The sequence below is a fragment of the Streptomyces sp. CC53 genome, assembly GCF_001865245.1.
In the GTDB taxonomy this organism is placed as follows: Bacteria; Actinomycetota; Actinomycetes; order Streptomycetales; family Streptomycetaceae; genus Streptomyces.
Map to the genome: position 1 here is coordinate 1 of NZ_MKXB01000141.1, position 25,523 is coordinate 25,523.

At 75.1% G+C, this 25,523-nt stretch carries 28 protein-coding genes and 2 pseudogenes; 18 read left to right on the plus strand and 12 right to left on the minus strand.

The window, feature by feature from the left end; translation table 11 throughout:
* The 5 genes and pseudogenes from BJP40_RS13325 to BJP40_RS13345 form a co-directional block, all read right to left on the minus strand.
* Nucleotides 1-339, minus strand: a pseudogene (locus BJP40_RS13325) (hypothetical protein); the annotation flags it as partial.
* A gap of 92 nt (nucleotides 340-431) precedes the next feature.
* Entirely contained in the window at nucleotides 432-692 is a 261-nt protein-coding gene (locus tag BJP40_RS13330) for a Txe/YoeB family addiction module toxin (protein ID WP_071280559.1), read from the minus strand.
* On the minus strand, nucleotides 689-940 hold the full coding sequence (locus tag BJP40_RS13335) for a type II toxin-antitoxin system Phd/YefM family antitoxin (protein ID WP_071280631.1): 252 nt from the start codon (nucleotides 938-940) through the stop codon (nucleotides 689-691). The genes BJP40_RS13330 and BJP40_RS13335 overlap by 4 nt, the downstream gene beginning before the upstream one ends.
* 59 nt (nucleotides 941-999) lie before the next feature.
* Complete coding sequence (locus BJP40_RS13340) at nucleotides 1,000-2,028, minus strand: LacI family DNA-binding transcriptional regulator (protein ID WP_071280560.1); 1,029 nt, start codon at nucleotides 2,026-2,028, stop codon at nucleotides 1,000-1,002.
* 24 nt (nucleotides 2,029-2,052) lie between these two features.
* A complete protein-coding gene (locus tag BJP40_RS13345; RefSeq protein WP_071280561.1) occupies nucleotides 2,053-2,859 on the minus strand; it encodes a response regulator transcription factor in 807 nt (268 codons plus the stop codon).
* 263 nt (nucleotides 2,860-3,122) lie between these two features.
* On the opposite strand from BJP40_RS13345, the gene BJP40_RS13350 reads away from it, so the two are divergent.
* The 11 genes from BJP40_RS13350 (at nucleotide 3,123) to BJP40_RS13395 (ending at nucleotide 11,595) form a co-directional block, all read left to right on the plus strand.
* Entirely contained in the window at nucleotides 3,123-4,004 is an 882-nt protein-coding gene (locus BJP40_RS13350) for an alpha/beta hydrolase (RefSeq protein ID WP_079171149.1), read from the plus strand.
* 14 nt (nucleotides 4,005-4,018) lie between these two features.
* Nucleotides 4,019-4,273, plus strand: coding sequence for a MoaD/ThiS family protein (locus tag BJP40_RS13355; RefSeq protein WP_071264444.1), 255 nt, complete (start codon nucleotides 4,019-4,021; stop codon nucleotides 4,271-4,273).
* A gap of 11 nt (nucleotides 4,274-4,284) precedes the next feature.
* A complete protein-coding gene (locus BJP40_RS13360; RefSeq protein WP_071280563.1) occupies nucleotides 4,285-5,676 on the plus strand; it encodes a hypothetical protein in 1,392 nt (463 codons plus the stop codon).
* 159 nt (nucleotides 5,677-5,835) lie between these two features.
* Nucleotides 5,836-6,525 (plus strand): DUF2993 domain-containing protein, encoded by a 690-nt coding sequence (locus BJP40_RS13365; protein WP_071280564.1) that lies wholly within the window; start codon nucleotides 5,836-5,838, stop codon nucleotides 6,523-6,525.
* Nucleotides 6,526-6,912: 387 nt separating this feature from the next.
* Nucleotides 6,913-6,993 (plus strand): putative leader peptide, encoded by an 81-nt coding sequence (locus tag BJP40_RS36295; RefSeq protein ID WP_350203226.1) that lies wholly within the window; start codon nucleotides 6,913-6,915, stop codon nucleotides 6,991-6,993.
* Nucleotides 6,994-7,172: 179 nt separating this feature from the next.
* Nucleotides 7,173-8,018 (plus strand): sulfurtransferase, encoded by an 846-nt coding sequence (locus tag BJP40_RS13370; protein WP_071280565.1) that lies wholly within the window; start codon nucleotides 7,173-7,175, stop codon nucleotides 8,016-8,018.
* A 35-nt stretch (nucleotides 8,019-8,053) separates the two neighbouring features.
* Nucleotides 8,054-8,344 carry a DUF1416 domain-containing protein gene (locus BJP40_RS13375; RefSeq protein ID WP_071269517.1) on the plus strand — a complete coding sequence of 97 codons (291 nt, stop codon included), beginning with the start codon at nucleotides 8,054-8,056 and terminating at the stop codon, nucleotides 8,342-8,344.
* 351 nt (nucleotides 8,345-8,695) lie between these two features.
* A complete protein-coding gene (locus tag BJP40_RS13380; RefSeq protein WP_071280632.1) occupies nucleotides 8,696-8,968 on the plus strand; it encodes a DUF3099 domain-containing protein in 273 nt (90 codons plus the stop codon).
* A gap of 286 nt (nucleotides 8,969-9,254) precedes the next feature.
* Nucleotides 9,255-9,827: an FABP family protein gene (locus BJP40_RS13385; protein ID WP_071280566.1), complete on the plus strand. Its 573-nt coding sequence runs from the start codon at nucleotides 9,255-9,257 to the stop codon at nucleotides 9,825-9,827.
* Between the two features lie 203 nt (nucleotides 9,828-10,030).
* Nucleotides 10,031-10,540, plus strand: a complete 510-nt coding sequence (locus BJP40_RS13390) for a Fur family transcriptional regulator (RefSeq protein ID WP_071269511.1) — start codon at nucleotides 10,031-10,033, stop codon at nucleotides 10,538-10,540.
* 89 nt (nucleotides 10,541-10,629) lie between these two features.
* Nucleotides 10,630-11,595 (plus strand): folate-binding protein YgfZ, encoded by a 966-nt coding sequence (locus BJP40_RS13395; protein WP_071269509.1) that lies wholly within the window; start codon nucleotides 10,630-10,632, stop codon nucleotides 11,593-11,595.
* Nucleotides 11,596-11,755: 160 nt separating this feature from the next.
* Here the strand turns inward: BJP40_RS13395 and dtd are convergent, their stop codons facing one another.
* A complete protein-coding gene (dtd, locus tag BJP40_RS13400; protein WP_071273595.1) occupies nucleotides 11,756-12,181 on the minus strand; it encodes a D-aminoacyl-tRNA deacylase in 426 nt (141 codons plus the stop codon).
* A 115-nt stretch (nucleotides 12,182-12,296) separates the two neighbouring features.
* Here dtd and BJP40_RS13405 point away from each other — a divergent pair, with 115 nt between their 5' ends.
* The 3 genes from BJP40_RS13405 (at nucleotide 12,297) to BJP40_RS13415 (ending at nucleotide 16,402) form a co-directional block, all read left to right on the plus strand.
* Entirely contained in the window at nucleotides 12,297-12,941 is a 645-nt protein-coding gene (locus BJP40_RS13405) for an ABC transporter substrate-binding protein (protein ID WP_071273592.1), read from the plus strand.
* A gap of 61 nt (nucleotides 12,942-13,002) precedes the next feature.
* Entirely contained in the window at nucleotides 13,003-14,547 is a 1,545-nt protein-coding gene (locus BJP40_RS13410; RefSeq protein WP_079171151.1) for a GNAT family N-acetyltransferase, read from the plus strand.
* Between the two features lie 505 nt (nucleotides 14,548-15,052).
* On the plus strand, nucleotides 15,053-16,402 hold the full coding sequence (locus tag BJP40_RS13415; protein WP_071280567.1) for an ATP-grasp domain-containing protein: 1,350 nt from the start codon (nucleotides 15,053-15,055) through the stop codon (nucleotides 16,400-16,402).
* Between the two features lie 181 nt (nucleotides 16,403-16,583).
* On the opposite strand, the gene BJP40_RS13420 is transcribed toward BJP40_RS13415, so the two are convergent.
* Nucleotides 16,584-17,060 (minus strand): SCO4225 family membrane protein, encoded by a 477-nt coding sequence (locus BJP40_RS13420; RefSeq protein WP_143065943.1) that lies wholly within the window; start codon nucleotides 17,058-17,060, stop codon nucleotides 16,584-16,586.
* Nucleotides 17,061-17,316: 256 nt separating this feature from the next.
* A pseudogene (locus BJP40_RS13425) lies at nucleotides 17,317-18,212 on the minus strand (NAD(P)-dependent oxidoreductase).
* 108 nt (nucleotides 18,213-18,320) lie between these two features.
* Between BJP40_RS13425 and BJP40_RS13430 the strand changes: the two are divergent.
* Entirely contained in the window at nucleotides 18,321-18,674 is a 354-nt protein-coding gene (locus BJP40_RS13430) for a helix-turn-helix domain-containing protein (protein WP_071269072.1), read from the plus strand.
* Between the two features lie 212 nt (nucleotides 18,675-18,886).
* Here BJP40_RS13430 and BJP40_RS13435 read toward each other — a convergent pair whose 3' ends face one another.
* Nucleotides 18,887-19,213 (minus strand): hypothetical protein, encoded by a 327-nt coding sequence (locus BJP40_RS13435; RefSeq protein ID WP_071280633.1) that lies wholly within the window; start codon nucleotides 19,211-19,213, stop codon nucleotides 18,887-18,889.
* 303 nt (nucleotides 19,214-19,516) lie between these two features.
* On the opposite strand from BJP40_RS13435, the gene BJP40_RS13440 reads away from it, so the two are divergent.
* From BJP40_RS13440 to BJP40_RS13450, 3 genes are all read left to right on the plus strand, one after another.
* Nucleotides 19,517-19,927: a helix-turn-helix domain-containing protein gene (locus tag BJP40_RS13440; protein ID WP_071269070.1), complete on the plus strand. Its 411-nt coding sequence runs from the start codon at nucleotides 19,517-19,519 to the stop codon at nucleotides 19,925-19,927.
* 28 nt (nucleotides 19,928-19,955) lie between these two features.
* Nucleotides 19,956-20,540 (plus strand): hypothetical protein, encoded by a 585-nt coding sequence (locus tag BJP40_RS13445; RefSeq protein ID WP_071269071.1) that lies wholly within the window; start codon nucleotides 19,956-19,958, stop codon nucleotides 20,538-20,540.
* A gap of 124 nt (nucleotides 20,541-20,664) precedes the next feature.
* Entirely contained in the window at nucleotides 20,665-21,006 is a 342-nt protein-coding gene (locus BJP40_RS13450) for a DUF2516 family protein (protein ID WP_071269074.1), read from the plus strand.
* 194 nt (nucleotides 21,007-21,200) lie between these two features.
* Here BJP40_RS13450 and BJP40_RS13455 read toward each other — a convergent pair whose 3' ends face one another.
* From BJP40_RS13455 to BJP40_RS13465, 3 genes are all read right to left on the minus strand, one after another.
* Nucleotides 21,201-22,439, minus strand: a complete 1,239-nt coding sequence (locus BJP40_RS13455) for a PP2C family protein-serine/threonine phosphatase (RefSeq protein WP_079171152.1) — start codon at nucleotides 22,437-22,439, stop codon at nucleotides 21,201-21,203.
* A gap of 689 nt (nucleotides 22,440-23,128) precedes the next feature.
* Nucleotides 23,129-24,208: a C40 family peptidase gene (locus tag BJP40_RS13460; protein ID WP_071280569.1), complete on the minus strand. Its 1,080-nt coding sequence runs from the start codon at nucleotides 24,206-24,208 to the stop codon at nucleotides 23,129-23,131.
* 104 nt (nucleotides 24,209-24,312) lie between these two features.
* Nucleotides 24,313-25,146: a class I SAM-dependent methyltransferase gene (locus BJP40_RS13465; RefSeq protein ID WP_071266858.1), complete on the minus strand. Its 834-nt coding sequence runs from the start codon at nucleotides 25,144-25,146 to the stop codon at nucleotides 24,313-24,315.
* Between the last annotated feature and the right edge of the window lie 377 nt (nucleotides 25,147-25,523).

Consider the following 25,523-nt stretch of genomic DNA (forward strand, 5'->3'; position numbering starts at 1 on the left):
CCGCGGTACCGCCGGGGGCACCGGTGGGAGCGGGGGGCCCGCCGGGGCGCCGGAGCCGTCCCCGTGGTCCCCGGGCCCGGCGGCGTACACCGCGTGCGCCGGCTGCCCGTACGCGGGCTGCGGGTGCGTCGGCTCCCCGGCTGCCTGCTGCCGGTCCGCGGACGGGACGTACGGGGGCTGCCCGTAGGCGTGCCGACCGTACGCGTGCTGCCGGGGTTCCGGCTGCCCGTAGACCGTCGGCAGGGGGTGGACCGGGTCGTCGAACCCCGCGTACCGGTCCGGTGCGTCGTCGTTCCCGTAGCGCGGGAGGCCGTCGTGGCGGCGGTGGTGGTCCGTCATGGGTACCACTGTGGGGCGCGCAGATGAGAGGAGCCTGAGCGCCGCCTGAAAGCCCCGGCAGAACCGCGCCGGCCCACCGGTGGAGGGCGTGCCTACCGGCCGTGGTGGTAGCGACAGGCCGCGACGCGGACCTCGTCGTCGACGACCGTGTGGACCAGGCGATGCTCATCGGTGACGCGGCGCGACCAGTAGCCGTGGAAGCCGTGCCTGAGCGGCTCCGGTGTGCCCATCCCCTCGTCTCCGCTGCGCGCCACATCCCGGGGCGGTGTGTCGATCCGCTTGAGGACCTTCCGGTCCTGGACCTGCCACCAGACGTAGTCCTCCCGCGCGGACTCGTCCCAGACACGCTTCATTCCGTGAGCTCCCGCACTGTGCCGCCGCCGTTCTCCAGGCGCTCGACGGAGGCGGGCAGGCGCCGGGCGTTCTCCGGGCTCCTGAGGAGGTACGCCGTCTCCTTCAGAGCCTGGTGGTCGTCCAGCGCCACCATGACGACCGGCTCGTGCCCGGCGCGGGTGACGGCCACTGCCTCCCCGTCGTCGACGACCGGGATCAGCGTCTCCGCGTAGCGCTTCCGGGGCTCACTGCAGGACGTCGTCTTCATGGCGGCCTCCCGCTTCACGTACAGGAATCTGCACGTCCCCGCTCCCGGGCCGGCAGGCCTCAGGCTCCGTCGCAGCCGCAGCTGCGGCGGACCACCAGGGCCGACGGGAACTGCTTCACGCGCTCGCGGCGCGAGCCGGCGACGCGCAGGGAGTCGTCCAGGACCAGGTCCACCGCCGCGCGGCCCATCGCGGGGCGGTCGGAGGAGACCGTCGTCAGCGGCGGGTCCGTGAGGGCCGCTTCCTTCACGTCGTCGAAGCCCGCCACCGCCAGGTCGCCGGGCACGTCGAGCCGCAGCTCGCGGGCCGCGCGCAGCACGCCGATCGCCTGGTCGTCCGTGGAGCAGAAGACCGCCGGGGGCCGGTCGGGGCCCGAAAGGATCTTCAGGGCCACCTCGTAGGCGTCGTAGCGGTTGAAGGGGGCGTGAAAGAGCCGGTCCTCCGTGGACAGCCCGGCCTCCTGCATGGCGCGGCGCCAGCCCTCCACGTGGTCGGTCACCGGGTCGCCCACCGCCGGGGTGCCCTCGACACCGCCCATGCAGGCCACGTACGGGTGGCCGTGCTCCAGCAGGTGGCGGGTGGCGAGCTGGGCGCCGCCTATGTCGTCGGTGACGACGGCCACGTCGTCGATGGCCTCCGGGCGCTCGTGCAGCAGCACCAGCCGCGCGTCCCACGCCTCGATCTCCGCCGCGGCCTGCTTGCTCAGGCCCTGGCTGACCAGGATCAGCCCGGCGACCCGCATCCCGAGGAACGCCCGCAGGTAGTGCAGCTCGCGCTCGTTGCGGTAGTCGGAGTTGCCGACCAGCACCATCTTCCCGCGGTCGGCGGCGGCGCGCTCCACCGCGTGCGCCATCTCCGCGAAGAACGGCTGCCGCGCGTCGGGCACGATCATGCCTATGAGGTCGGTCCGCCGCGACGCCATCGCCTGGGCCACCCGGTCGGGCCGGTAGCCCAGCTCCTTGATGGCGGCGAGGACACGCTCGCGCGTGGCCGGGGCGACCGGCCGGGGTCCGTTGTTGATGACGTAGCTCACGACCGCGGTCGAAGTACCCGCAAGTCGTGCCACGTCGTCCCGCGTCACCTTGGCCACGCGCGGCAGTCTACGCGGGGTGACCTACCTGCGGGCAGGGCGTACGGCGGCTTCCTGCGCCTCCTCCGCCTGCTCCATACGGAGGACGTCGGGGACGGCCCGCTGCGTGTGCGCCCCGGCGCGCGCCTCCGCCCGGGCCTCCTCGGCCGCGCGCTCCACCTTCTCCGGGGCCACGAAGCGGTAGCCGACGTTGCGGACGGTGCCGATCAGCGACTCGTGCTCCGGGCCGAGCTTGGCCCGCAGCCGCCGCACGTGGACGTCGACCGTGCGGGTGCCGCCGAAGTAGTCGTACCCCCACACTTCCTGGAGCAGCTGGGCGCGGGTGAAGACCCGGCCCGGGTGCTGCGCCAGGTACTTCAGCAGCTCGAACTCCTTGAAGGTCAGGTCCAGGACCCGGCCCTTCAGCTTCGCGCTGTACGTGGCCTCGTCCACGGACAGGTCGCCGTTGCGGATCTCCATGGGGGAGTCGTCGACGGTGAGCTGCTGGCGGCCGGGGGCCAGCCGCAGCCGCGCCTCCACCTCGGCGGGGCCCGCCGTGTCGAGGAGCACGTCGTCGACGCCCCAGTCGGCGGTGACGGCGGCGAGCCCGCCCTCGGTCACCACCAGCAGCAGCGGGCACCCGGGGCCCGTGGAGCGCAGCAGCTGGCACAGCGACCGGACCTGCGGCAGGTCGCGGCGGCCGTCCACCAGGATGACGTCGGCTCCCGGGGTGTCGACGAGCGCCGGCCCCTCCGCCGGGGCCACCCGCACGTTGTGCAGCAGCAGGCCGAGCGCCGGAAGCACCTCGGTCGACGGCTGGAGGGCGTTGGTCAGGAGCAGCAGAGAGCTCATCGGGTGCCTCCTCCGCACTCCGTACTGCGCTGCAGCAGGGGGAGCCCCCATGCCGGGTTCGGCGTCCTGCGGTCGTGCACGGTCGGCTGGCCCATCACGTCGGTTCCTCCTCGGTCCCTGCGAGGACGTTGCGGCACTGGCTCTTTCCCTGCGGCTCCCGCGCCCTGAGAGCCCTTGTTCACCCGCCTGTAACACCGGCCGGAAAACACAAAAGGACCCGGGGGCTGCTCTGCCCGGATCCTCTGCCCGCCAGAATAGCCCACATGACTTCGGGGACAGAGGGTCCGTTTCACAGTGTGGTCTTCCCCTCGTCGTCCGGCGGCCGTCCCCGCGCAACCTTGCGGAGGTTTTTGCGCACCTCTGACGGCGTGCCCGTCGACGCGCGCCACGACCCCTGCACGGCGGCCCGCCCTCCGGGCGGCGGCGGCACCGCGATCGTCGTCGCGCACGGCTTCACGGGCTCCGTGGACCGCCCGGCGCTGCGGCGCGCGGCCCGGGTGCTGGCCCGCAGCGCGGCCGTCGTGACCTTCTCGTTCCGCGGCCACGGCCGCTCCGGCGGCCGTTCCACGGTGGGGGACCGGGAGGTCCTCGACGTGGCGGCCGCCGTGGCGTGGGCGCGGGAGCTGGGGTACGACCGCGTGGTGACCGTCGGGTTCTCCATGGGCGGGTCGGTCGTACTGCGGCACGCCGCCCTGTACGAGCCGGGGCGCGGGGGGAGCGCACAGGCGCGGACCGACGCCGTGGCGTCCGTCAGTGCGCCCGCGCGCTGGTACTACCGCGGTACGGCTCCGATGCGGCGGGTGCACTGGCTGATCACGCGGCCCGCGGGGAGGCTGGTGGGCCGCTACGGCTTCCGGACCCGGATCCACGACCGCGACTGGGACCCGGTGCCGCTGTCGCCGGTGGAGGCGGTGCCGCTGATTGTCCCCGCGGTGCCGCTGCTCGTGGTGCACGGAGACCGGGACCCGTACTTCCCGCTCGACCACCCGCTGGCGCTGGCCGAGGCGGCGGGCGGGGCCGCCGAGCTGTGGCTGGAGCGGGGGATGGGGCACGCCGAGAACGCCGCGGACGACGCCCTGCTGGGCCGTATCGGCCACTGGCTGACGGCGGGCCCGCGGGACGCGTGGCCCATGATGGAACCCTGACGAAAGGAGCCCCCATGGCAGCGGGAACCATCCGCTACTGGGCCGCGGCCAAGGCCGCCGCCGGTACCGCCGAGGAGCCGTACGCCGCCCAGACCCTGGCCGAGGCGCTCGACGCCGCCCGCGAGCGGCACCCCGGGGAGCTGGAGCGGGTGCTGAAGCGGTGCTCGTTCCTGGTGGACGGCGACCCCGTGGGCACGCGCGCGCATGAGACCGTACGGCTGGCCGAGGGCGGCACGGTCGAGGTGCTCCCGCCGTTCGCAGGAGGGTGAACCCCAGCAGCATGAGCAGCGATCAGCAGTACCCGTACCACGGTGCCCACGGGGGCGGGCACCGCGACGGGCCGCAGGACGGACCCGTCGACCAGGGCGTCTCGCAGACCTGGGAGGGCCAGACCTGGGACACCCACTACCAGCCCGCCGTGCCGCCGCAGCAGACCGGCCCGGCCACCGGCGCGTACCTGCCGCCGCAGCAGACCGGCCCGGCACCGGCGGCGTACGACGCGCCGACCGCCTACCTGCCGCCGGTGGCGGACCCGGCGCCCGCGCACCCCGGCCACGGCTCCCCGGTGTACGCCCCGGGGCCCGCGCAGCCCGCGCCGGACGGGTACGGGGCGGACCCGTACCGCCGGGGCCACGGACCGGAGGGGGGCGCGGCCGGGTACGGTGCCGCCGCCCACCCGGCGGGGGCCGCACAGGCCGGGTACGGCCCGGACCCGTACGCGCCGGGGCCGGGACCGGCCGGTGACGCGCCGGCGGGGTACGGCCCGGACCCGTACGCGGCGGAGCCGGGGCACACCGACCCCTCGCCGGCCGGCCCCGCCGGGCCCTCCCCGTACCCGCCCGCACCGGAGACCGCGCAGGGCGGGCCCGGGCCCGCGTACGGCGCTCCCACCACCCTCGGCAACGCCCGCGTCACGGACGCGCAGCGGGCCCGCGCCGAGGGGCGGTCGCCGATCATCGCCCCCGGGATCCAGCCCGCGGGGCTGACCGTGCTGCTGGGCGTCCTGCTCGCGGCGGGCGCGGCCGTCGGCCCGTACGCCCTGCTGGTGCCGGTCGTACTGCTGCAGGCGGTGACGGCCGCCGGTTGGTTCCGCCTCAACGGCATGTGGCCGGCGCGGCAGGGCATCGCGCTGGCCTTCCTCGGCGGTGTCGTCGCGGACGCCGTGCTGCTGGCCGCGGGCCGCGAGCACGCCCCGGCCGCGATCCTCGGCACGCTCGGCGTGTGGGTGCTGCTCGTCCTGGTCCTCCAGCTGCGCAGCCACGCGGCGCCGGAGGAGCGGATGTACGGGCTGATGGCGACGGTCGCCTCGTCGGCGCTGGCCGTCGTGTGCGCCGGTTTCCTGGCCGCCGGGTCGGACGCTCCGTTCGTCGGCGCCCTCGCGGTGGCCGCCGCGACCGCGGCCCGCGCGCTGCCGCTGCCCGGTCCCGGCTCCCTGGCCGCGGCGCTGCTCGCGGCAGCCGGCGCGGGGGTCGCGGCCGGCACGGCGGTGGGCACGGGCACGGGCCTCGTGAGCGCGGGCCTGGGGCTCGTCGCAGGGGCCTGCGCGCTGATCGGCCTGCGGGTCGCCAGCTACGACTACCCGTCCCGGTTCGTGCACATGACGGCCGGTGTCGCGCTGCCGCTGGCGCTGGCGGCGCCCGTCCTGTACCTGCTGGGGCGAGCGCTGGGCTGAGCCGTCCCGGCCGGTCCCCTCGGGGGCCGGCCGGGTGTGGCGTGTGTGACGCAGGAGCTGTCGGGGGAACCAATCGGTGACCCGGGGCCGTATACCCGTGGGGGTGACCGGGCCCGGACCGTCCGGAACCGGCCGTACGAGCAGCGGGGGAGCGCCGACTTGCGAGCACTGCGGATACTGCTGACCATCGCCGTCGTCCTGGGCGGTCTGCTGGCCGTCGGGGACCGGCTCGCCGTGAGCGCCGCCGAGTCGGAGGCCGCCGACCGGCTGCGGGCCGCGCAGGGGCTGAGCGCGCAGCCGGAGGTGTCCATCCGGGGCTTCCCGTTCCTGACGCAGTTCCTGGACGGGCGGTTCGAGCAGGTCGACCTGGCGATGACCGGCGCGGCCGCGACCGTCGGGGGCAAGCAGGTGCGGCTCGGCGAACTCACCGCGGAACTGCACGGCGTTCGGGTGGAGGGCGACTACACGCGGGCCGTCGCCGCGACCGCGACCGGCACCGCGCGCGTCCCCTACGACGAGCTGGCAAAGGTCTCGGAGAGCGACGTCACCATCGGGTACGGCGGCGACGGCAAGATCAAGGTCACGGGAAGCGTGGAACTGCTCGGGCAGAAGATCACCCGCAGTGTGGTCTCCACGGTGAGCGCCGTCGACGGGGACACGATCCGGGTGCGTGCCGACGAGGTGCCCGGCCAGGGCTTCCCGGGCCTTGAGGAACTGGTCCGGCAGCGGACCGACTTCGAGCGGGACGTGACGGGCTTCCCCGCCGGGTTGGAGATACGGCACGTCGAGGCCGCGCCCGACGGCCTGATGGTGAGCGTGGGCGGGGCGGACGTCGTCCTGGAGCGGTGAAGGCCCGGCACGGGGACGGGACGGCTCCTCGGACGCCTCCCGGGGTGCGGCGCCCGCCTGCCGCCCCGCCCCACCGCCGTCCGCCGGGGGCCGCGCCGCGCGGTGGGCCGCCCCGCCGGCCGGGGGCGGTGCGGTCGCGCGTCCGCCCGGCCGGCAGGGGCGCGGGGCGTTCGTCGCAGGCGGCCTCAGGGCGGCCTTCCTGGCCACTTCGGCCACATGGTGAGACGCAGCCGTCCGCACCCTAGACGAAAGGCCGAAACGCTCCGGTGGGCGCCGTCCGGAAGGGGGTGCCGACCCACCTTCTATCCCGCCATGCGGATGATCCCGTCTCGATATATGACACACCGGTGACACGGCCGCCCATCCGTCCCTACGATCGGGGCCATGATGAAGCGACAGGCGGACCTCACGAAGCGGCGGGCAGTAGACCTGTGCCGCGTCGCCGCCATGCTCTGTCGCACTGTCTGAGCGGGGCGCCTCCGAGCACCCCGCGCTTTTCGGCCCTTCCGCGCCGGAGGGCCTTCCCCGCGCCGCAGCCGCCCCGCACCCTCGTATCCGAGTGCGCCAGCGGAGAGCGCCCGGCGCGGTCCGTGCACCGTCAGCACCAGCATCATCCCGCCGCACACTGCCCCGGAGGAGAAGACAGCATGAGCCGCAGCGACGTCCTGGTAGACGCCGACTGGGTCGAGGCCCACCTCGACGACCCGAAGGTCGTCATCGTGGAGGTCGACGAGGACACGTCCGCGTACGACAAGAACCACATCAAGAACGCCGTCCGCATCGACTGGAAGCAGGACCTCCAGGACCCGGTCCGCCGCGACTTCGTCGACCAGGAGGGCTTCGAGAAGCTGCTCTCCGCGAAGGGCATCGCCAACGACGACACGGTCGTCCTCTACGGCGGCAACAACAACTGGTTCGCCTCGTACGCCTACTGGTACTTCAAGCTGTACGGCCACGAGTCGGTCAAGCTCCTCGATGGCGGCCGCAAGAAGTGGGAGCTGGACTCCCGCGACCTGGTCGACGGCAGCGAGGTCCCGAACCGCCCCGCCACCGAGTACAAGGCCAAGGCCCAGGACACCTCCATCCGCGCCTTCCGCGACGACGTCGTCGCCGCGATCGGCAGCCAGAACCTGGTCGACGTGCGCTCGCCCGACGAGTTCAGCGGCAAGCTGCTCGCCCCGGCGCACCTTCCGCAGGAGCAGTCGCAGCGCCCCGGCCACGTGCCGTCCGCCCGCAACATCCCGTGGTCCAAGAACGCCAACGACGACGGCACCTTCAAGTCGGACGACGAGCTCAAGGCCCTCTACGCCGCCGAGCAGGTCGACCTGGAGAAGGACACCATCGCGTACTGCCGCATCGGCGAGCGCTCCGCGCTGACCTGGTTCGTGCTGCACGAGCTGCTCGGCCAGGAGAACGTCAAGAACTACGACGGTTCCTGGACCGAGTACGGCTCCCTCGTCGGCGTGCCGATCGAGCTCGGCCCCGCCAAGTAATCCGTCGACCTGCGACAACGAAGGACAGATGCACCATGTGTGGAGCACAGGCCGGCGGCCCCGACGCCTCCGCGATCAAGCCCGGTGAGACGACCATTCAGGGCCAGGTGACCCGCGCCGGCGAGCCGGTGACCGGTTACGTCCGCCTGCTGGACTCGACCGGCGAGTTCACCGCCGAGGTCCCGACCTCCGCGACCGGCCAGTTCCGGTTCTACGCGGCCGAGGGCACCTGGACGCTCCGCGCCCTCGTGCCGGGCGCCGAGGCGGCCGACCGCACGGTGGTCGTCCAGACGGGCGGCCTCGCCGAGGTCGCGATCGCGGTCTGAGACCGCGTCTCCTGAACGGCCGAAGGGCCGCACCTCCTGGGGGTTGGACGCTTTCCGGGACTTGAGGTGCGGTCCTTCGGTCTTCGCGCAGGCCGACGGACCCGGGGTCCCGCGCCCCTTCACCGGCGAGCCGCGTACACCCCGCCGGCCTGGCGGCTACCGGCGCACCCGCCGCCCGTGCCGCCGCACGGCCCGCGGCGAGTGGCCCGCGGGCCCCTGGCCGCGCGACCCCGTCCCGCCCGGCGCCCTGCTCCGCGCCCGCAACCGCCGCACGTGCGCGCCCGACGCGCGGCCCCGTGAATGCTGCGGCGCCGCCGGACGCGGGCGGCGCACCGGCCGTACGCTGAAGGCGTGTACGAACGGCGGAGGCGCGCCTACTTCGCGATCATGGGGGCCTGCCTGGTCCTCTTCGTGAGCGCGTGGACCTTCGTGCGCCTCTGGTCGACGGAGGCCGCCGTCGCCCTGGCGTTCGCCGCCGCCCTGCTGCCGCCGATCGCCTCGTGGGTGGCGAACCGGCGTGGCCCGGACGACCGCTGGTGGGACGACCCGACCGGCGACGCGCAGTCCGACGCGTGGTGGGACGAGCTGGACGGCAAGCGGAAACCGGGCTCGGGTCCGCAGTAGGCACCGCTTCCCGGCCCGGCTGAGCGCCACCTCACACGCCGGGGCCCGGACGTCACCCATTACGCTGGGACCCGGCCCCTTTCCGTCCGCCCACCGCCCATCGAGGAGCACCCCGTGCTTGAGGCATTCTTCTCCGCCCTGCTGGTCCTGGTCTGCGTCGGCGTCCTCGCCTTCGCCGGGCTGACCGTGAAGAAGCTGTACCAGGGCCAGCGCTGACCCCCGCCGGGTCCGCCGCCGCAGCCTCCGCCCCCCGCCGCCGCACAGATCTGCAGAGCAGCCAGACACCATGATCCAGATTCCGTCCGACCTGCACCCCGACCTCGTTCCGCTCGCGTTCCTGCTGGGGACGTGGGAGGGAGCCGGCGTCTTCGACTTCCCCGGTGACGAGAAGTGCAACTTCGGCCAGTCCGTGACCTTCACCCATGACGGCAGGGACTTCCTGGAGTACGTCTCCCGGTCCTGGGTCCTGGACGCCGAGGGCAAGAAGGTCCGCCCGCTGGAGACCGAGAGCGGCTACTGGCGCGTCGCCCAGGACCGCAAGGTCGAGGTCGTCATGATCCGCGACCAGGGCGTCGTCGAGGTCTGGTACGGCGAGCTCGCTGAGAAGAAGCCGCAGATCGACCTGGCCACGGACGCCGTCGCCCGGACCGCCGCGGCCGGCCCGTACAGCGGGGGCAAGCGCCTCTACGGGTACGTGAAGAGCGACCTCATGTGGGTGGGCGAGAAGGCCACGCCGGAGGTCCCCCTGCGGCCCTACATGTCGGCGCACCTGAAGAAGGTCGTCACCCCCGAGGAGGTCGAGGCCCTGGCCAAGAGCCTGGGCGACCTCCCCGACGACGGCATCGCCTTCTTCAAGTAGGCCGTCGACGCCGAGCAGGACCTCGACGCCGCCGGATGGCCGCCGCACGGAGCGGCCGCCCGGCGGCGTTCGCCGTCCCGAGCCGGCCGCGCCCCCGGCACGGGGCCCCGGCCCTCGCCCGGGGGAGCGCCGGACCCGCGGAAAGGGCACCGTTCTTCCGGTAGCCCCCGGGAAACCGGCTCCGTCCTCCTACACTGGAGCGCGTGGTGAGCACCGACTGGAAGAGTGATCTTCGGCAGCGCGGTTACCGGCTGACGCCCCAGCGCCAGCTGGTCCTGGAGGCGGTCGACGTGCTGGGGCACGCCACCCCCGACGACATCCTCAACGAGGTCCGCAAGACCGCCTCCGGGGTCAACGTCTCCACCGTCTACCGGACCCTGGAGCTGCTGGAGGAACTCGGGCTCGTCAGCCACGCCCACCTCGGGCACGGCGCGCCCACCTACCACCTCGCCGCCCGCCACCACCACCTGCACCTCGTCTGCCGTGACTGCGGCGAGGTCATCGAGGCGGACGTCGACGTGGCCGCCGAGTTCACCGCCAAGCTGCGCGCCTCCTTCGGCTTCGACACGGACATGAAGCACTTCGCGATCTTCGGGCGCTGCGCGGACTGCACCCGCAAGGCCGCCGACGCCGACCGTGCTGCCGGGGCCGCAGGCGCCGCCGAGGGCCGTGCCGCCGACGCGCCTGACGGCGGTACCGGCGGCACGCCGTAGGCCTCCCGTCCCGTGTGACCGCCGCGGGGACCCGCTTCCTCGTGCCCGCGCCCCCGGTGCCCCGCCCGCGGGGCCTTAGGCTGGACGCCATGAAGAGCCCTCTGCTGTCCCTGCCCGGCGCGGTCCCCGCCGAGGGACGCGACGAAGGCGTCGCCGGCCACTACGGCGACCCGTTCCGCGAGCAGCGCGCCCTCGCCGCGGGCGACGGCCTCGTCGACCTGTCCCACCGCGGCGTCGTCACCGTCACCGGTGACGACCGGCTCAGCTGGCTGCACCTGCTGCTCACCCAGCACGTCAGCGAGCTGCCCGCGGGCCGGGCCGCCGACGCGTTGGTCCTGTCGGCGAACGGCCACATCGAACACGCGCTGTACCTGGTCGACGACGGTGAGACGGTCTGGGCGCACGTCGAACCCGGCACGCAGGAAGCCCTTATCGGCTACCTGGAGTCGATGAAGTTCTTCTACCGCGTCGAGGTCGCCGACCGCACCGGCGACACCGCCGTGGTGCACCTGCCGGCGGGCTCCCTCGCCGAGACCCCCGACGGCGTCGTCGTCCGGGAGACCGCGCACGGCCGCGACCTGTTCCTGCCGCGCGCCGACCTGGAGGCGTACGCGGAGCGGCACGGGCCCCCCGCCGGCGTCCTCGCGTACGAGGCGCTGCGGGTGGAGGCGCACCGGCCGCGTCTCGGCTTCGAGACCGACCACCGGACGATCCCGCACGAGATCGGCCTCATCGGCTCCGCCGTCCACCTGCAGAAGGGCTGCTACCGCGGTCAGGAGACCGTGGCCCGCGTCCACAACCTGGGGAAGCCGCCGCGCCGGCTGGTGTTCCTGCACCTGGACGGCAGCGAGGTGCACCTGCCGGAGCACGGCGCGCCCGTGCGGCTGGCCGCGGACGGCCCGGACGGCCGCCAGGTCGGCTTCGTCACCACCGCCGTACGCCACTACGAGCTCGGCCCCATCGCGCTCGCCCTGGTGAAGCGGAACGTGCCGGTCGACGCGCCGCTGCTGGCGGGCGGCACGGCGGCCGCGCAGGAGACCGTCGTCCAGCCCTGACCGCCCGGCCCCCGGCCGGCGTCCCGCAGGACTGACCGCCCGGGGCCGGCCGGCGCCCCCGGTCCGCACCCGGCGCACCCGCCGGGCCGGGCTCCCCGGCCCGGCGGGTGCGCCGGACCGGACCCTGACGGGCGACGCCCGGACCGGTCCCGGGCCCGGGTCACACCTCCAGCAGCACCGTGAACGGGCCGTGGTTGGTGAGCGACACCCGCATCTCGGCACCGAACCGGCCCGTCTCCACGGTGGCGCCCAACTCCCGCAGCCGAGCGACGACCTCGTCCACCAGCGGCTCCGCCACCGGCCCCGGGGCCGCGGCGTTCCACGTGGGGCGGCGGCCCTTGCGGGCGTCCCCGTACAGGGTGAACTGGGAAATCACCAGCAAGGGTGCATTCACGTCGGAGCACGACTTCTCGCCGTCCAGGATGCGGACGGACCACAGCTTGCGGGCCAGCTGCGCGGCCTGCTCCCGCGTGTCGCCGTGCGTGACCCCGACGAGGACGCACAGCCCTTCGCCCACGATCTCGCCGACCGTCTCGCCGGCCACGTCGACCCGTGCCCCGTCGACTCTCTGTACCACTGCTCGCATGCCACCCAACTTACCGAGGGCCGAACGGGTGCAGAGCACCTGCACACGGCATGCGGGAATGGCACCATGCGTGTCAGGCGGTGCCCGTGAGCACCGGTCGAGGGGACGGATTCACATGAGCACACCTGGCGCCGGGCAGCGCCCCGGTTCCGTGTCGACCACCTGCGCCGAATCCGGCAAGGCTGTCGAACGGACCCGCCCACCGGTCCAGCGGGCCCCGTCCGGCACGGCGGGAGGCTCCGCGGCCCCGTGCGGCCGGGCCGCCTCGGACGCCCCCGGGGCACTGCGGACGCTGTGCCTGACGGAGCTGCGCGCCCTGCGCCGCGACTCGCACACGGACGAAGCGGACCTCAGCTACGTGCGGAGGCTGCTGCAGGGCCGGATCGACATCCTGCGCGCCGAGCTGGCGCGACGGGCGGACCCCGAGGTGCCCGTGGTGCACCGCCTGTCGGAGATCCTGCTGGACAGCCCGTCGCCGAGGGGCGCCCGACGCAGCTCCGCACGGCACCTCACGCTGTCGACGCCGCGGAGCGAGGAGTACCGGCGGCTGGCCGCCGAGATGCTCGCCGAGGTGGAGCTGTCCGACCTGGCGGCCCGGACGGACGAGGAACTGCGGCAGGCGATGGGCCGGTTGGCCCGCTACGAGCAGCAGGTGTCGCGGCAGCGCCAGGAGCTCCAGCGCACCGCGGACGAGTGCAGCGCGGAGATCGCCCGCCGGTACCGGGAGGGCGAGGCGCAGGTGGACGACCTGCTGGCCTGATCCCCGCGCCCGGCGGAAACCGGGGTGCGGCCCGGGGAGGCGGCCGCCTAGCGTGACGCGCATGAGCTCAGACGCCTCCCACACCTCGGACAGCCCCGACGCCTCGGACGTCTCTCCCGCCCCGCTTCCTTCCACCACCCCCGCCTCCGGGACCCCGCAGGGGGGTGACGGCCCGCCGGCGTCCGGTGCCTCCGCAGCGGCAGGCGCCCATCCGGCCTCGTCCGCCTCTCCCCCGCCCGGTGCCCCTCCGACCTCGGGCACCACTCCCGCGCCGGGCGCCCCCGCTGCTTCGGACGACCCCCGTGCCTCGGACAGCCCGGCCGGCCCCTCCGCCCCCGCCGCGGGCTCCTCCGGCGCCGAGCCCTCCGCAGTCGTCCGCACCGTCGGCGAGGCCGAGTTCGCGGACTGGGTCCGCGCCAAGAAGACCGGCTTCCTGAATCCACCGGTCGTGTCGGACGAGGAGGTGACGATCCGGCTGCGCGCCTTCGAACCGGACCGCACGTGGGGCGCGTTCGACGGCGGGCGCTGCGTCGCGACGTACCACACGTTCGCCCAGGAGGTGACCGCGGTCGGCGGTGCGGCGGTGCCCACCAGCGCGGTGTCGGGAGTGACGGTGTCCCCGACCCACCGGCGGCGCGGGCTGCTCGGCCGGATGATGGCCGAGGGCCTCGCGGACGCACGGCGGCGCGGTGACGTCCTCGCGTCGCTGATCGCCGCCGAGTACCCGATCTACGGGCGGTACGGCTTCGGGCCCGCCACCTGGTCGACCGTGTGGGAGGTCGACCTGCTGCGGGCCGGGCTCGACCCGCGCTGGTCCGGCCCGTCCGACGGCGGCCGCGTCGATCTGGTCGACGGGGCGGCCGTCCGCGCGTTCGGCCCGGCCCTGCACGACCGGGTACGGGCGCTGCGGCACGGCATGGTGAGCCGCTCCACCCGCATGTGGGAACGCAGCACCGGGCTGGACCCGCATCCGGGCGACGGGTGGAAGGAGCCGTTCTACGCGGCGTACCGGTCCCCGGCCGGGGAGGTGGAGGGCTATGTGGCGTACGCCTCGGACGACAAGTGGGACGACGCCAAGCAGCCGGTGAACACGGTGACCGTCCACGAACTGCTCGCGGCCACCCCGGACGCCGAACTGGCGCTGTGGCGCTACGTGTGCGCGATCGACTGGGTGACGCGGGTGCGCAGCGGCTACCGTGCGCCGGACGACCTGCTGCCGCTCCTGCTGCCCGACCCGCGTGCGGCCCGGGTGCTGACGCACGCGGACATGCTGTGGCTGCGGATCCTCGACGTGCCGCGGGCGCTGGAGGCGCGGACGTACGCCGTGCCGGGGTCACTGGTGCTGGACGTGCGGGACGCGGCCGGGTTCAGCGGGGGGAGGTTCCTGCTGGAGGCGTCACCGGAGGGCGCGTCCTGCACGCCCACCACGGCGTCCGCGGACCTCGTGCTGGATGTCGCGGAACTGGGCGCGCTGTACCTGGGCGACGAGTCGGCGGTGCGACTGGCGGCGCTGGGCCGGGTGGAGGAGGCCCGCCCCGGGGCTGCCGCCGCGGCCGACCTGATGCTGCGGGCGGCACGGCGCGCGTGGTGCCCGGACATCTTCTGAGCGGCCCGCGCCGTCCGGCGCGGCTGCGCCCGCGGAGTGGCCCCTGCTGCCGCGTGCGGCGGACCGCGGGCGGTGACCCCGGCCGCCGTGCCCCGGGCGGCCGCCACGGTCAGCGGGTCCGCACGCGGGAGCGCGTACCCGACGGGGGCGACGCACACCGCCGGAAGGCCCGCGGACCAGCCGGGCGTGGTCCGTGGTGCTGTTCCGGCGGGTGGGGTGGGCGTGGCCCGTGGTGCTGTTCCGGCGGGTGGGGCGGGCGTGGCCCGTGGTGCGGTACCGGCGGGTGGGGTGGACGCGGTCCGTGGTGCGGTTCCGGCGGGTGGGCGGGCAGCCGAGTGCGCAGCGACGTGACGAGCGGGCCGGTGGGCGGCGGATGTCCGGTGCCCGCCGCGGTAGGACGAGACCGTCGCGCCCGGACGGGCGACTCCGCTCCGCGGGGACGGGGCCGCCGCTACGATCAGGTCCGCCGGATATACGGGGACTTGAGGATGCCGGGGGTGGGGGAGTGTCCGGTCCGCTCGTGGTGCTCGGGGCGAGCGGAGACGTGGCGGCCGCGGCGGCCACGCTCCCGGTCCAGGTCGTGCACGTCCGTCTGCCGGGCGCGCCGCGCCCCGTGGACGCCACAGCCGTCGTGTACGACGTCGACTACCAGCACCCGCCCGCGTTCCTGCCCTTCGTGGACGAGGTCCTTGCGCCCCTGGCGCCGACCGCGGTGGTGTCCCTCACCGAGCTCGGGCTCGAACCGGCCTCCGCGGCTGCGGAGCGGCTCGGTGTCACCGGCGTGCCCCTGCAAGCCGTCCGGGACACCCGCGACAAGCTGCGGATGCGGCGCCTCCTGGACCGTGCGGCGCCGCACCTGAACCCCCCGTACGCGCCGGGCGACGCCCCGCCGGACGTGGTGGGCGCGCTGTTCACCGGCAACGCGGCCGTCGTGGCCAAACCGGTCGCCGGGACCGGCAGCCTCGCCGTGTCCCTGCTCCGGCGTCCCGAGGACCTTCCCGACAGCAGGCGGAACCCCGGCACGATGCTCGAACGGTACGTCCCCGGGCGGGAGTTCAGCGTCGAGTCGCTGTCCGGGGGCGGGCGCCACCGGATGCTGGGCATCGCGGAGAAGCGGACCTCACCGGACGGCTTCGTGGAGCTGGCGCACCTGATGCCGCCGCCCGGCCTGACGGAGGCGGACGGCAGGCGCGTCGAGCGGGCCGTGGCCGGACTGCTCGACGCGGTGGGCCTGGTCGACGGACCGAGCCACACGGAGGTGAAGCTGGGCGAGGACGGCCGGGTCACCGTCATCGAGACCCACAACCGCCCCGGCGGGGACGGGATCGCCGACCTCGTCCGCCTCACGACCGGCATCGACTGGCGCCGCGCCGCCCTCGGCTGGGCGGTGGGCGAGCGCCTGCCGGCCGTCGTGAAGCAACCGGACGTTCCGGAAGCCGGGACGGCAACGGGGCCGGCGGCGGCCGCGGGGCCCCGGGAGGCGGCGGGGCCGCCGCGGGACGGAGCCGCGGCGGCCCGAGGGGTACGGAGGGCGGCTGCGGCGGCCCCGGTGGAGGGGGCGCCCCCGGTGGCTGCGGCGGCCACGGTGTTCCTCACGGCGCCGCCCGGCCGCGTGACGGCGGTGTCGCCCCCGCCGGGGCTCTCCGGGTCGGCGCGGGTCGTCACCTGGGAGGTGCAGGTGGAGCCCGGCGACCCGGTACAGCCGCTGCGCTCCTCCGCCGACCGTCTCGGCATGGCCCTGATCGCCGCCCCCGGGGGACCGGACGCCTGCGCTGCGGCGGTCGCGGACCTGCTGGCCCGCCCCGCGGTGACGACGTGCCCCGACGACGCACCGCCGGACCCCTCCCGTCCATGAACGGTCACGGCTCCGACGCAGGCGGGACTGCGGCGTGCGCGGGCCGCGGCGCCGCAGCCCGCGCCGGCTCCTGGGGTCCGGCGCGTGGGGGCGCGGACCATGAGCCCGGGTGGGACGGGCCCCGCGTCGGCGTCGACAGCGGGCATCCGGCGGCAGCGGGGCCCGCGCACGCACCACCGTGTCAGACCCGGCCGGCGTGGTGCCGGCGGCCTGCGAAAGCACCGGTCAGGCCGCGCACCAGCGCCCAGATCGCCACGGCGTTGACCAGAGCGCAGGCCAGGAGCACACCGGCGAGACCGAACACCGCCCCGAGGTCCAGCAGTTCGGCGCCCGCCGGGTCGTAGGCGCCCGGCTCGGGCACGGGCAGCCCGGTGGGCAGGGGCTCGGGGGCCGTGGCGTCGTGGGCGGGGGGCTCGGGCGGCGGGTTCGGGCCCGTGTGGACGGGCACGGCCTCCGGCGCTCCCCCCGCATCGGGAGCGGGGACGAGCAGCGGCAGGACCAGAAGGCTGAGCGGCGCGGTGGCCAGGATCGGCCAGACGGCGGCGAGACCGGCCTCCCCCGTCCAAGCGAGCCCGCCCACCCAGACCACCAGTCCGACCACCACGGCCAAGTAGCCGGCCGGAACCCACACTTCGGCGCGCGATCGCAGTCGTCCCACGACACCCTCCCCCTTCGTCCGGCTTCCAGTGTCCGAACGGGGGAGCCGGCGCGCCTGAGTACGACTCCTCAGACGCGGGTGGGTACCTGCCGCGTCGGCGGACCCGGGTGCCGGTCGCCCCTGTGGCCGAGCCGGCCCGGCCCGAGGACCGGCCCTCGGGCCGGGCACGAGGCGAGGGCGGATCCGAGGGGCACGCACCCGGGAGCCGGCCCCCGCACCGGGGCCCGCGCCGGGGTCGGGCCGCCCGCCGCCGCTCTCATCCGCGGCCCAGGACCTCCGCGACCCGGATGATGCCGTCACCGCCGTGCCCCAGCCCGATGGCGCGGCGCGTCATGCCTTCGGCCGCGCGCATCACGCCGGCGTCGATGCCGTGGGCCTCGGACGCCTCGACGATGTGGGACATGGAGGACACCGCCGAGGTCATCGGGTTGATCGCCCCGGAGAAGCTCCCGCTCTCCACGTTCCCGGCCAGTTCCTCGAAGAGCGGCGGCAGGATCGCGGCGATGCCCTGCGCGAAGGGCGCCAGCTCCGTCGGGGAGCCGCCCTCCGCCTGCGCGACGGCCAGGGCATGGGCGTAGCCGGCCATCGCGGTCCAGAAGACGTCGAGCAGCGCGATGTCGTAGGCCGCGGCCCGCCCGATGTCCTCGCCGAGATGGTTGTGGGTGCCGCCCAGCGCCCGGAGGACGGGCAGGTGCTCCTCGTACAGGTCCTTCGGGCCGCTGTGGAGGAACACCGCGCCGGGTGTCCCGATGCTCGGCGCGGGCGTCATGATCGCGCCGTCGAGGTAGCGGACGCCGTGGTCGGCGGCCCAGGCGGCGGTGGCGCGGGCCCGTCCCGGGGCGTCGGCTGTGAGGTTCACGACCGTGCTGCCCTTGAGCGCGGCGGCCACCGCGTCGCGGCGCAGCACCGCGTCGGCGGCCTCGTAGTCGACGACGCACACGACGGTCAGCGGGCTCGCGGCGACGGCGGCCTCGGCGGACGGGGCGCTGACCGCGCCCCGCTCCACCGGCTCGCGGTCCTTTCCGGGCGTACGGTTCCACACGGTGGTGCGCACCCCGGCGGCGAGGAAGCCACCGGCGAGGGCGCGGCCCAGGGGCCGAGCCCGAGCACCGTGACGGACGCGGCGGCGGAAGACGACGGGGAAGCAGGCATGACTCAACTCCGTTGGAAAGAAAGACAAGAAGGACGCAGGTGGAGTGTCGGGCGGAGCGCGCGGCGTGCCCGCCGACGGCGGAGCACGCACCGATGAGAGGACCGATGATGACCCGCGGCCGGGCGCAGGAGACGGACGTGTGCGGCGTAACCGCCGCCGTCGCCGTGATCGATGGCAAGTGGAAGACGCTGCTGCTGTGGCTGCTGGAGTCGGGGCCGCGCCGACCGGGGGAGCTGCGCAGGCTCGCACCGGGCCTCAGCGAGAAGGTGCTGACCCAGGCGCTGCGCGAGATGGAGTCCGACGGCCTGGTGCACCGGGAGGTGTACGAGGAACTGCCGCTGAAGACCGTGTACTCGCTGACCCCGTTCGGGCGCGAACTGTCCGAAGCCCTCGGGCCCCTCGCTGACTGGGGGCACCGCCGCCTGGAGCGTCTCACCGGGGCCCGCGAACAGGCTTCCTGAGGCTCCGTCACCCTTCATTCGTGCTGGGCGGCTCACCACCAGAGTCGCCCGGCCCCACGGAACCCACAAGTACCCGCAAAAAGGTGGCTACGGCCGTGCGCGCCCCAGGGCGGGGTGCGGCCGTGCGGCGCGGAGCCCCTCGGAGCCGCGTGGCGCGGAGGCCGCGAGGCTCGGCGCCCGTGGCGCGGTGCGCGCCCCCGTGGGCTGCGGTGTCACGCGGGGGCCGCCCGCCCCCCGTCGAGGAACCGCAGCAGCACCCCGGCCTCCGCGCGCAGCCGATCCGCCCTCTCGGCGTGCGGGGGAGCAGTCAACTGCTGTGCGACCGTGAGCCGTTCCGTCACCTCGGCCCGCAGGATCGCCTGCACGTCGTGCTCCGTGAGCTCGCGGCGCGCGACCTCGGTGGCGCCGGCCCCGAAGGGCGCCGCTTCCAGGGCGCCGGCGGCCGGAGCGGTGGCGTCCGGCGGCACCGCCTCCGCGTTGTCGAGCGCGGCGAGCGCAGCCCGCAGCGCGTTCACGGCGACCTTGTCCCGCGCGCGCATGGCCGCGGACAGTGCCTGACGCATGGGGACCCGTACCGACATGCGGCGACCCTACGCACCGCCGCCCGCCGGGGCGACCGGATATGCGCCGGCACGCGTCCGCGCGCCGGGCCCCGGCACGGAGTCACGCCTGTCCGCGCCCTCGTGCCGAGGATGCTGCTGCACATGGTTCGGGTGGACCGAGAGCGGATCGTCTCCAGCGAGACGCGTCATACCGTTCCCTGCCGTCGCCGTCCGGACGTCTGCATGCTGTACTGCAAGCATCTGCTTGCAATTGTTAGCGCGATGGGGCAGCATCGGGGCATGGCATCGCTTCACGTCGGCAGTCTGGGCGAGTTCCTCCGCGAGCAGCGGCGCAGCGCGCAGCTCTCGCTGCGGCAGCTTGCCGAGGCGGCCGGAGTGTCGAACCCGTACCTGAGCCAGATCGAGCGCGGGCTGCGCAAGCCGAGCGCGGAGGTGCTCCAGCAGGTCGCCAAGGCGCTGCGGATCTCCGCCGAGACGCTGTACGTGCGCGCCGGGATCCTCGACGAGCGGGACCGCGAGGAGGTCGAGACGCGGGCCGCGATCCTCGCCGATCCGTCGATCAACGAGCGGCAGAAGCAGGTGCTGCTCCAGATCTACGACTCCTTCCGCAAGGAGAACGGGTTCGACGCCCACCCCGCGCCGGAGGGCGACGGCGGTGCCGGAGCAGGCGCAGGAACCACCGAACGCTGACCGCGCTACACGGGAGGAACCCAACCCCATGGCCATCATCGACGAGCTGCGCACCCCCCTGTACTTCGCCGCCGGAACGGCCGATCTCGCCGTGCAGCAGGCGCGCAGGATCGCCACGGAGGCCCCCGCCCGCATCGAGCAGGTCCGCGCCACCGACCCCAAGGCCGTGCAGCAGAAGGTCACCGCCCAGGCCAAGGAGGCCCAGACGGTCGTCCAGACGAAGTTCGCCGAGCTCGTGGGCGGCCTCGACACGGACCTGAAGAAGCTGGGCGAGACCGCCCAGGGCATCGCCCTGCGCGGTGTGGGCGTCGCGGCCGAGTACGCGGTGCGGGCACGGGAGACGTACGAGAAGGTCGCCGAGCGCGGCGAGCAGGCCGTGAAGACCTGGCGGGGCGACGCCGCCGAGGAGATCACGGAGATCGCCGTCGCCGTCGAGCCCGACCCGGAGCCGAAGGCCGAGTCGAAGCCCGCGGCGAAGACCGGGCCGGCGGCTGCCGGCCAGACCGGGGCGAAGGCCGACGCCGAGGCGACCGCGCCGGAGGCCGCCGCACCGAAGAAGGCCCCGGCCCGGAGGAGCACGGCCAAGAAGTCCGCGCCCGCCACCGACGCGTAAGCACCGCAGCGAGGCCCGGCCGACGCCGCTCCGGGGTCGGCCGGGCACATTCACGGGGACCTGAGCGTTGTACGGGTACGGTGACTACGAGGCGCTCCAACCACTTCACTAGGCGGTGCTCACCATGCTGATGGCCGGCTTCAACTCCCTCATGGGGCTACTGTTCCTCGCCATGCTCGTGCTGGCCGTCGTGGCGCTCGTCTTCGCCGTCGTGGCACGCGAGGACGCCTACCGGGCCGCAGACAAGCAGAGCAAGCAGTTCTGGCTGATCATCCTGGGCATCACGGTCGTGGTGGACCTGTTCCTGCCGATGCTGTTCCTTCAGATCGCCGGTCTCATCGCCACCATCGTCTTCCTGGTCGACGTCCGCCCGGCCCTCCAGCAGGTGTCCGGCGGTGGCGGCGGCCGCGGCCGCCGCGGTTCCAGCAGCGACGGGCCGTACGGTCCGTACAACGGCGGTCGGTAGGAGCACCCCGCAGCCGAGGCCGAGGCCCGGGTCGCCCCCAGGGGGCGGCCCGGGCCGTTGCGCGGGGCGTCCCTGTGCCAAGGGCCACGGACCTCTGCGCATGCCGCGCAGTACGGTCCGCTCCGGGTGCCGGGTGCCGGGTGCCGGGTGCCGGGTGCCGGGTGCCGCGGCCTGCTGCCCGGCTGACGGGGACCTCAGCGGCCCGGCCGGTCCAGCAGCAGGACCGCCACGTCGTCCGTGAGCTCTCCGCCGTTCAGGTCCCGCACCTCCGCCACGGACGCCTCCAGCAGCTCCTCGCCGCGCAGGCCGCCGTTCAGCAGCGACTCCACCATCGTGACCATGCCGTCCTGGCCGAGCCGCGGCGAACCCGGGCCCGCCGACCGGCCCTCGATCAGCCCGTCCGTGTACATCATCAGGCTCCACGTGCCGCCCAGCTCCACCTGGCGGCGCGGCCAACGGGCGTGCGGCAGCAGACCGAGCGCCGGGCCCCCGTCGTCGTGCGGCAGCAGCCGCGCCCCCTGTCCGGGCCGGGCGATCAGCGGCGCGGGGTGCCCGGCGAGGCACAGGCCGGCCCGGCGTCCGTCCGGCGCGATGTCGACGGTGCAGAGCGTCGCGAAGATCTCCTCGCTCTCCCGCTCGTGCTCCAGCACCCGCTGCAGCGTCGACAGGAGCTCGTCCCCGCACAGCCCCGCGAACGTCAGCGCCCGCCACGCGATGCGCAGCTCCACTCCGAGCGCAGCCTCGTCGGGTCCGTGCCCGCACACGTCGCCGATCATGGCGTGGACGGTGCCGTCGGGTGTGCGCACGGTGTCGTAGAAGTCCCCGCCCAGCAGGGCGCGCGAGCGGCCCGGCCGGTAGCGGGCGGCGAACCGCAGGTCCGAGCCGTCCAGCAGCGGCGTCGGCAGCAGGCCCCGCTCAAGGCGGGCGTTCTCCTGGGCCCGCAGCCGGGACTCGGCCAGCTTCACCTGCACCGAGTCGGCGCGTTTGCGCTCTACGGCGTACCGGATGGCGCGGCTCAGCAGCGGCCCGTCCAACTCCTCCCGGAACAGCCGGTCCTGCGCCCCGGTCCGGACCGCCTCCGCCGCCAGCTCCGCACCCTCGGACCGGGCCAGGACCAGGACGGGGTGCCGGGGGGCGAGCCGGAGGATGCGGTGCAGCGGTTCCAGGGGGTCGTCGCCGTCGCGCCGGGCGTCCGCCGCGAGGTCCAGGTCGAGCAGGACGCAGTGCACGTCGTCCGTGAGCAGCCGCTCGGCCTCGGTCAGGTTCCTGGCCGTGCGGATCCGCACCCGGCTGCCGGCCGCGTCGACCAGCTCGGGGACGGTGAACGTGCCCGCCGGGTCGTCCTCGATCACCAGCAGGGTGAGGTCACCGCTCGACACGTCGAGCGGGTGCACCCTCTGTCGCTGTGCGGGCACGGGCGCGGGTACGGGCATCGGTAAGGCTTCCTTCCCTCCCCCCGAGGGTGCGGCGGGAGCGCCAGGTCGACGCCCCGCCGGTCCGGACCATAGCGGCACCCGGGGCCCCAGCGGAATGGTGATCACCGAAGAGGAGATGGCATATGCCCCACAAGGGGGAGGTAGTTGGGCAGGGCCCCATGACGAACATCACGCTTCGGGGCCTCCTCCGTGCGGTATGGCCCGCCCTCCCGCCCGGAACCCCTATGACCGGCCGCCACCCCGCGTGCGCCCGCCCTGCCCCTGCGGCCCGGGGCCGCCCTGCCGGTGGCCCCGGCGCTGTCGTCCCGCCGTCCGGCCCGCCTGGTGGGGCCCGCCCCGCGCGGCCGTCCGCCGCAGCTCGGGGCTGCCGACTGCCGGGGAGTGCGCAGCCGACTGCCCGCCGGCGGCTGTCCGCTCGGCGTTCGCCGCCTGCGGTGACGGGCTGACCCGACTGTTCGCCGCCTGCCGGTGGCCGGCCGACCCGGCCGTTCGTCGCCTGTCCGCGACCAGCCGGCCCGACCGCTTGTACCCGTCCCCGTCGTTGGGCGCTCGTCGTCCGGGTCCGCCGCCCGCCGGAGACCTGGACACCCCGGCCACGGAGCCCGGCACCGATCGGTCGCCGGCCGCCGACCACCCGCCCCGCACGTCCCCGTCGGCGGCGCCGCGGCCGGTGCCCTCCTGGCCGCCTACATGTCCGGGCGCACGACTCCGAGGATCGGCATCGAGCCCGCGCCCGCCACCGTCACGTCCCGTCCGGGCCGCGGGGCGTGGACCATCAGTCCGTCGCCTATGTACAGCGCCACGTGGGTCGCGTCGGCGTAGTAGATGATCAGGTCGCCGGGGCGCATGTCCTCGACCGGGACGCGCGGCAGCAGCCGCCACTGCTCCTGCGAGGTCCGCGGTATCGCCCGGCCGGCCGCCGCCCACGCGCTCTGCGTCAGCCCCGAGCAGTCGTACGAGTCCGGGCCCTCCGCCCCCCACACGTACGGCTTGCCGGTCTGCGCCGTCGCGAACGCGATGGCCTTCCTGCCCTGCGGCCCGGCCGCCCGGTCGACGTCCTTCAGGACGCCGGAGTCCAGCCAGGCCGTCTGCGACCGCTGCTGCGCCTGCCGCTCCAGCTCGCGCAGCCGCTTGCGCTCCTCCGCCTCCAGCCGGGACTCCAGCTTCTCCGCGGCGGCGATCTTCTCCCGGATGCGCTTGCTGGCCTTCTCCTGGGCCGCCCGGTGCTGCTCCAGCCGGTTCCACTCGGTGCCGGCGTCGTGCGTGTACGTCCGGAGGTCCGTCTGCCGCTGCTCCAGCTCGGCCAGCAGGTCACGGGTGGCCTTGAGCCCCTGGACGAGACGGCCGGCGCCGTCCAGGAACAGGTCCGGGTCGTCGGTGAGCACCAGCCTGGCCTCGTCCGGTATGCCGCCGTTGCGGTACTGGGCGCGGGCCGCCGCGCCGGCCCGCTGCTTCAGCTGCTCGATCCGGGCCTGCCCCGCCACGATGGCCTGCGACAGCCGTGCCACCTCGGCGGACTGCTTCCCGGCCCGTTCCTCGGCGAGGTTGTACGCGTCCGTGGCCGCGGCGGCCTGCCGGTACAGGTCCTCGATCTCGGCCCGCACCTGCTCCAAGCTCCGCTCCGGCTGCTGCTCCGCCACGCCGGACCGGCTGGGCGTGGGCGCGGGCGCCGCCTGGACGGACGCGGCCGGGACCAGGGCCGCGAGCACGATCAGGGCGCACACCGCGGTGGCCGCGGCGGCGCCGCGACGGTGACGTCGGTTCACAGGCTCCCCCTCCTGGCAGCGACCGGCCACCCCGAACTGACTTACCGTCAGTAACGTGGGCTCCCCGGCGATCGTGCCATGTCACCAGCGAAAGTAACAGGCGCCTACGACAACGAACCCGGCGCCCAGCCCCGCGGGGCCACCGCCTCCCAGCGCACCGTCAGCTCCCCCTGCCGCACCCGCCGCCGCCCGTCCACCAGCGGCCAGTCGGCCGCCAGGGCCGCCGCCGTGGCGATCCACCGCTGCCTGGCCCCCAGCGAGGCGTACGGCGCGGCCGCCGCCCAGGCCCGGTCCGCGTCCCGGAGGAACGCGTGCACCGGCTCTCCGGGGACGTTGCGGTGGATCAGCGCCTTCGGCAGCCGCTCCGCGAGGTCCGACGGCCGCTCCAGCGAGCCCAGCCGCGTGGCGAACGTCACGGTGCGCGGCCCCTCGCGGCCGAGGGCGACCCACACGTGGCGCCGCCCGATCTCGTCGCAGGTGCCCTCCACCAGCAGCCCGCCGGGCGCGAGGCGCGCGCACAGCCGCGCCCACACGGCGGGGACCTCGTCCTCCTCGTACTGGCGCAGCACGTTCGCCGCCCGGATCAGGGCGACCGGGCCGGCGACCGGCACCTCGAAGCCCCCGTGGACGAACGTGAGCCCTTCACGGACGTAGGGCAGGGCGGCGGTGACCCGCTCAGGATCGATCTCGACGCCCACGACGCGTGCCCGCGGGTCGGCGTCCCGCCGCAGCCGCGTCAGCAGTTCCACGGCGGTCCAGGGAGCGGCCCCGTACCCGAGGTCGACCGCGAGGGGCGCGTCGGCGGCACGCCGCAGGGCCGGGCCGTGCACGGAGGCGATCCACCGGTCCATGCGGCGCAGCCGGTTCGGGTTGGTGGTCCCGCGGGTGGCGGTGCCGACGGGGCGGCCGCCGGCGGAACGGGAACTGCGCGGAACCATGCCCACGAGCCTAAGCGACCCACCCGCCCCCACCGCGGGGCCTCCCGGGTCCCGGTCGCCCGGCGGTCCTGCCGCGGGGGTCGGCGCGGCGCCCGGCCGCCCGGTGGTCCGGCGGGCGCCGCCCCACCCCGGTCGCCCGGCCGCGGTGAACCGACCCCGGTCGTCGCCGGGCCGCCGGGGCACCCGCTCACCGGCCCCCGCGGCCGGGCGACCGGCAGGGGGACCGGCTCCCCGGCCGGGTGACGGGGGCAGGGCGCCACCCGCCGGACTCCCCGCCGTACGCGGTCGGCAGCCGCCCGGCAGTCCGGTGGACGACCGGGTCTCGTAATGAATTGGCAAAGCGGAAATGAAAGGGGCCGCTGCGGTGTTCTCCCCCC

Coding starts and splice junctions, on each gene's coding strand:
- BJP40_RS13330 (WP_071280559.1), bottom strand. CDS start 692: ATGAAGCGTGTCTGGGACGAGTCCGCGCGGGAGGACTACGTCTGGTGG.
- BJP40_RS13335 (WP_071280631.1), bottom strand. CDS start 940: ATGAAGACGACGTCCTGCAGTGAGCCCCGGAAGCGCTACGCGGAGACG.
- BJP40_RS13345 (WP_071280561.1), bottom strand. CDS start 2,859: ATGAGCTCTCTGCTGCTCCTGACCAACGCCCTCCAGCCGTCGACCGAG.
- BJP40_RS13350 (WP_079171149.1), top strand. CDS start 3,123: ATGACTTCGGGGACAGAGGGTCCGTTTCACAGTGTGGTCTTCCCCTCG.
- BJP40_RS13355 (WP_071264444.1), top strand. CDS start 4,019: ATGGCAGCGGGAACCATCCGCTACTGGGCCGCGGCCAAGGCCGCCGCC.
- BJP40_RS13360 (WP_071280563.1), top strand. CDS start 4,285: ATGAGCAGCGATCAGCAGTACCCGTACCACGGTGCCCACGGGGGCGGG.
- BJP40_RS36295 (WP_350203226.1), top strand. CDS start 6,913: ATGAAGCGACAGGCGGACCTCACGAAGCGGCGGGCAGTAGACCTGTGC.
- BJP40_RS13370 (WP_071280565.1), top strand. CDS start 7,173: ATGAGCCGCAGCGACGTCCTGGTAGACGCCGACTGGGTCGAGGCCCAC.
- BJP40_RS13375 (WP_071269517.1), top strand. CDS start 8,054: ATGTGTGGAGCACAGGCCGGCGGCCCCGACGCCTCCGCGATCAAGCCC.
- BJP40_RS13385 (WP_071280566.1), top strand. CDS start 9,255: ATGATCCAGATTCCGTCCGACCTGCACCCCGACCTCGTTCCGCTCGCG.
- BJP40_RS13395 (WP_071269509.1), top strand. CDS start 10,630: ATGAAGAGCCCTCTGCTGTCCCTGCCCGGCGCGGTCCCCGCCGAGGGA.
- dtd (WP_071273595.1), bottom strand. CDS start 12,181: ATGCGAGCAGTGGTACAGAGAGTCGACGGGGCACGGGTCGACGTGGCC.
- BJP40_RS13405 (WP_071273592.1), top strand. CDS start 12,297: ATGAGCACACCTGGCGCCGGGCAGCGCCCCGGTTCCGTGTCGACCACC.
- BJP40_RS13410 (WP_079171151.1), top strand. CDS start 13,003: ATGAGCTCAGACGCCTCCCACACCTCGGACAGCCCCGACGCCTCGGAC.
- BJP40_RS13430 (WP_071269072.1), top strand. CDS start 18,321: ATGACCCGCGGCCGGGCGCAGGAGACGGACGTGTGCGGCGTAACCGCC.
- BJP40_RS13435 (WP_071280633.1), bottom strand. CDS start 19,213: ATGCGCGCGCGGGACAAGGTCGCCGTGAACGCGCTGCGGGCTGCGCTC.
- BJP40_RS13440 (WP_071269070.1), top strand. CDS start 19,517: ATGGCATCGCTTCACGTCGGCAGTCTGGGCGAGTTCCTCCGCGAGCAG.
- BJP40_RS13445 (WP_071269071.1), top strand. CDS start 19,956: ATGGCCATCATCGACGAGCTGCGCACCCCCCTGTACTTCGCCGCCGGA.
- BJP40_RS13450 (WP_071269074.1), top strand. CDS start 20,665: ATGCTGATGGCCGGCTTCAACTCCCTCATGGGGCTACTGTTCCTCGCC.
- BJP40_RS13455 (WP_079171152.1), bottom strand. CDS start 22,439: ATGCCCGTACCCGCGCCCGTGCCCGCACAGCGACAGAGGGTGCACCCG.
- BJP40_RS13465 (WP_071266858.1), bottom strand. CDS start 25,146: ATGGTTCCGCGCAGTTCCCGTTCCGCCGGCGGCCGCCCCGTCGGCACC.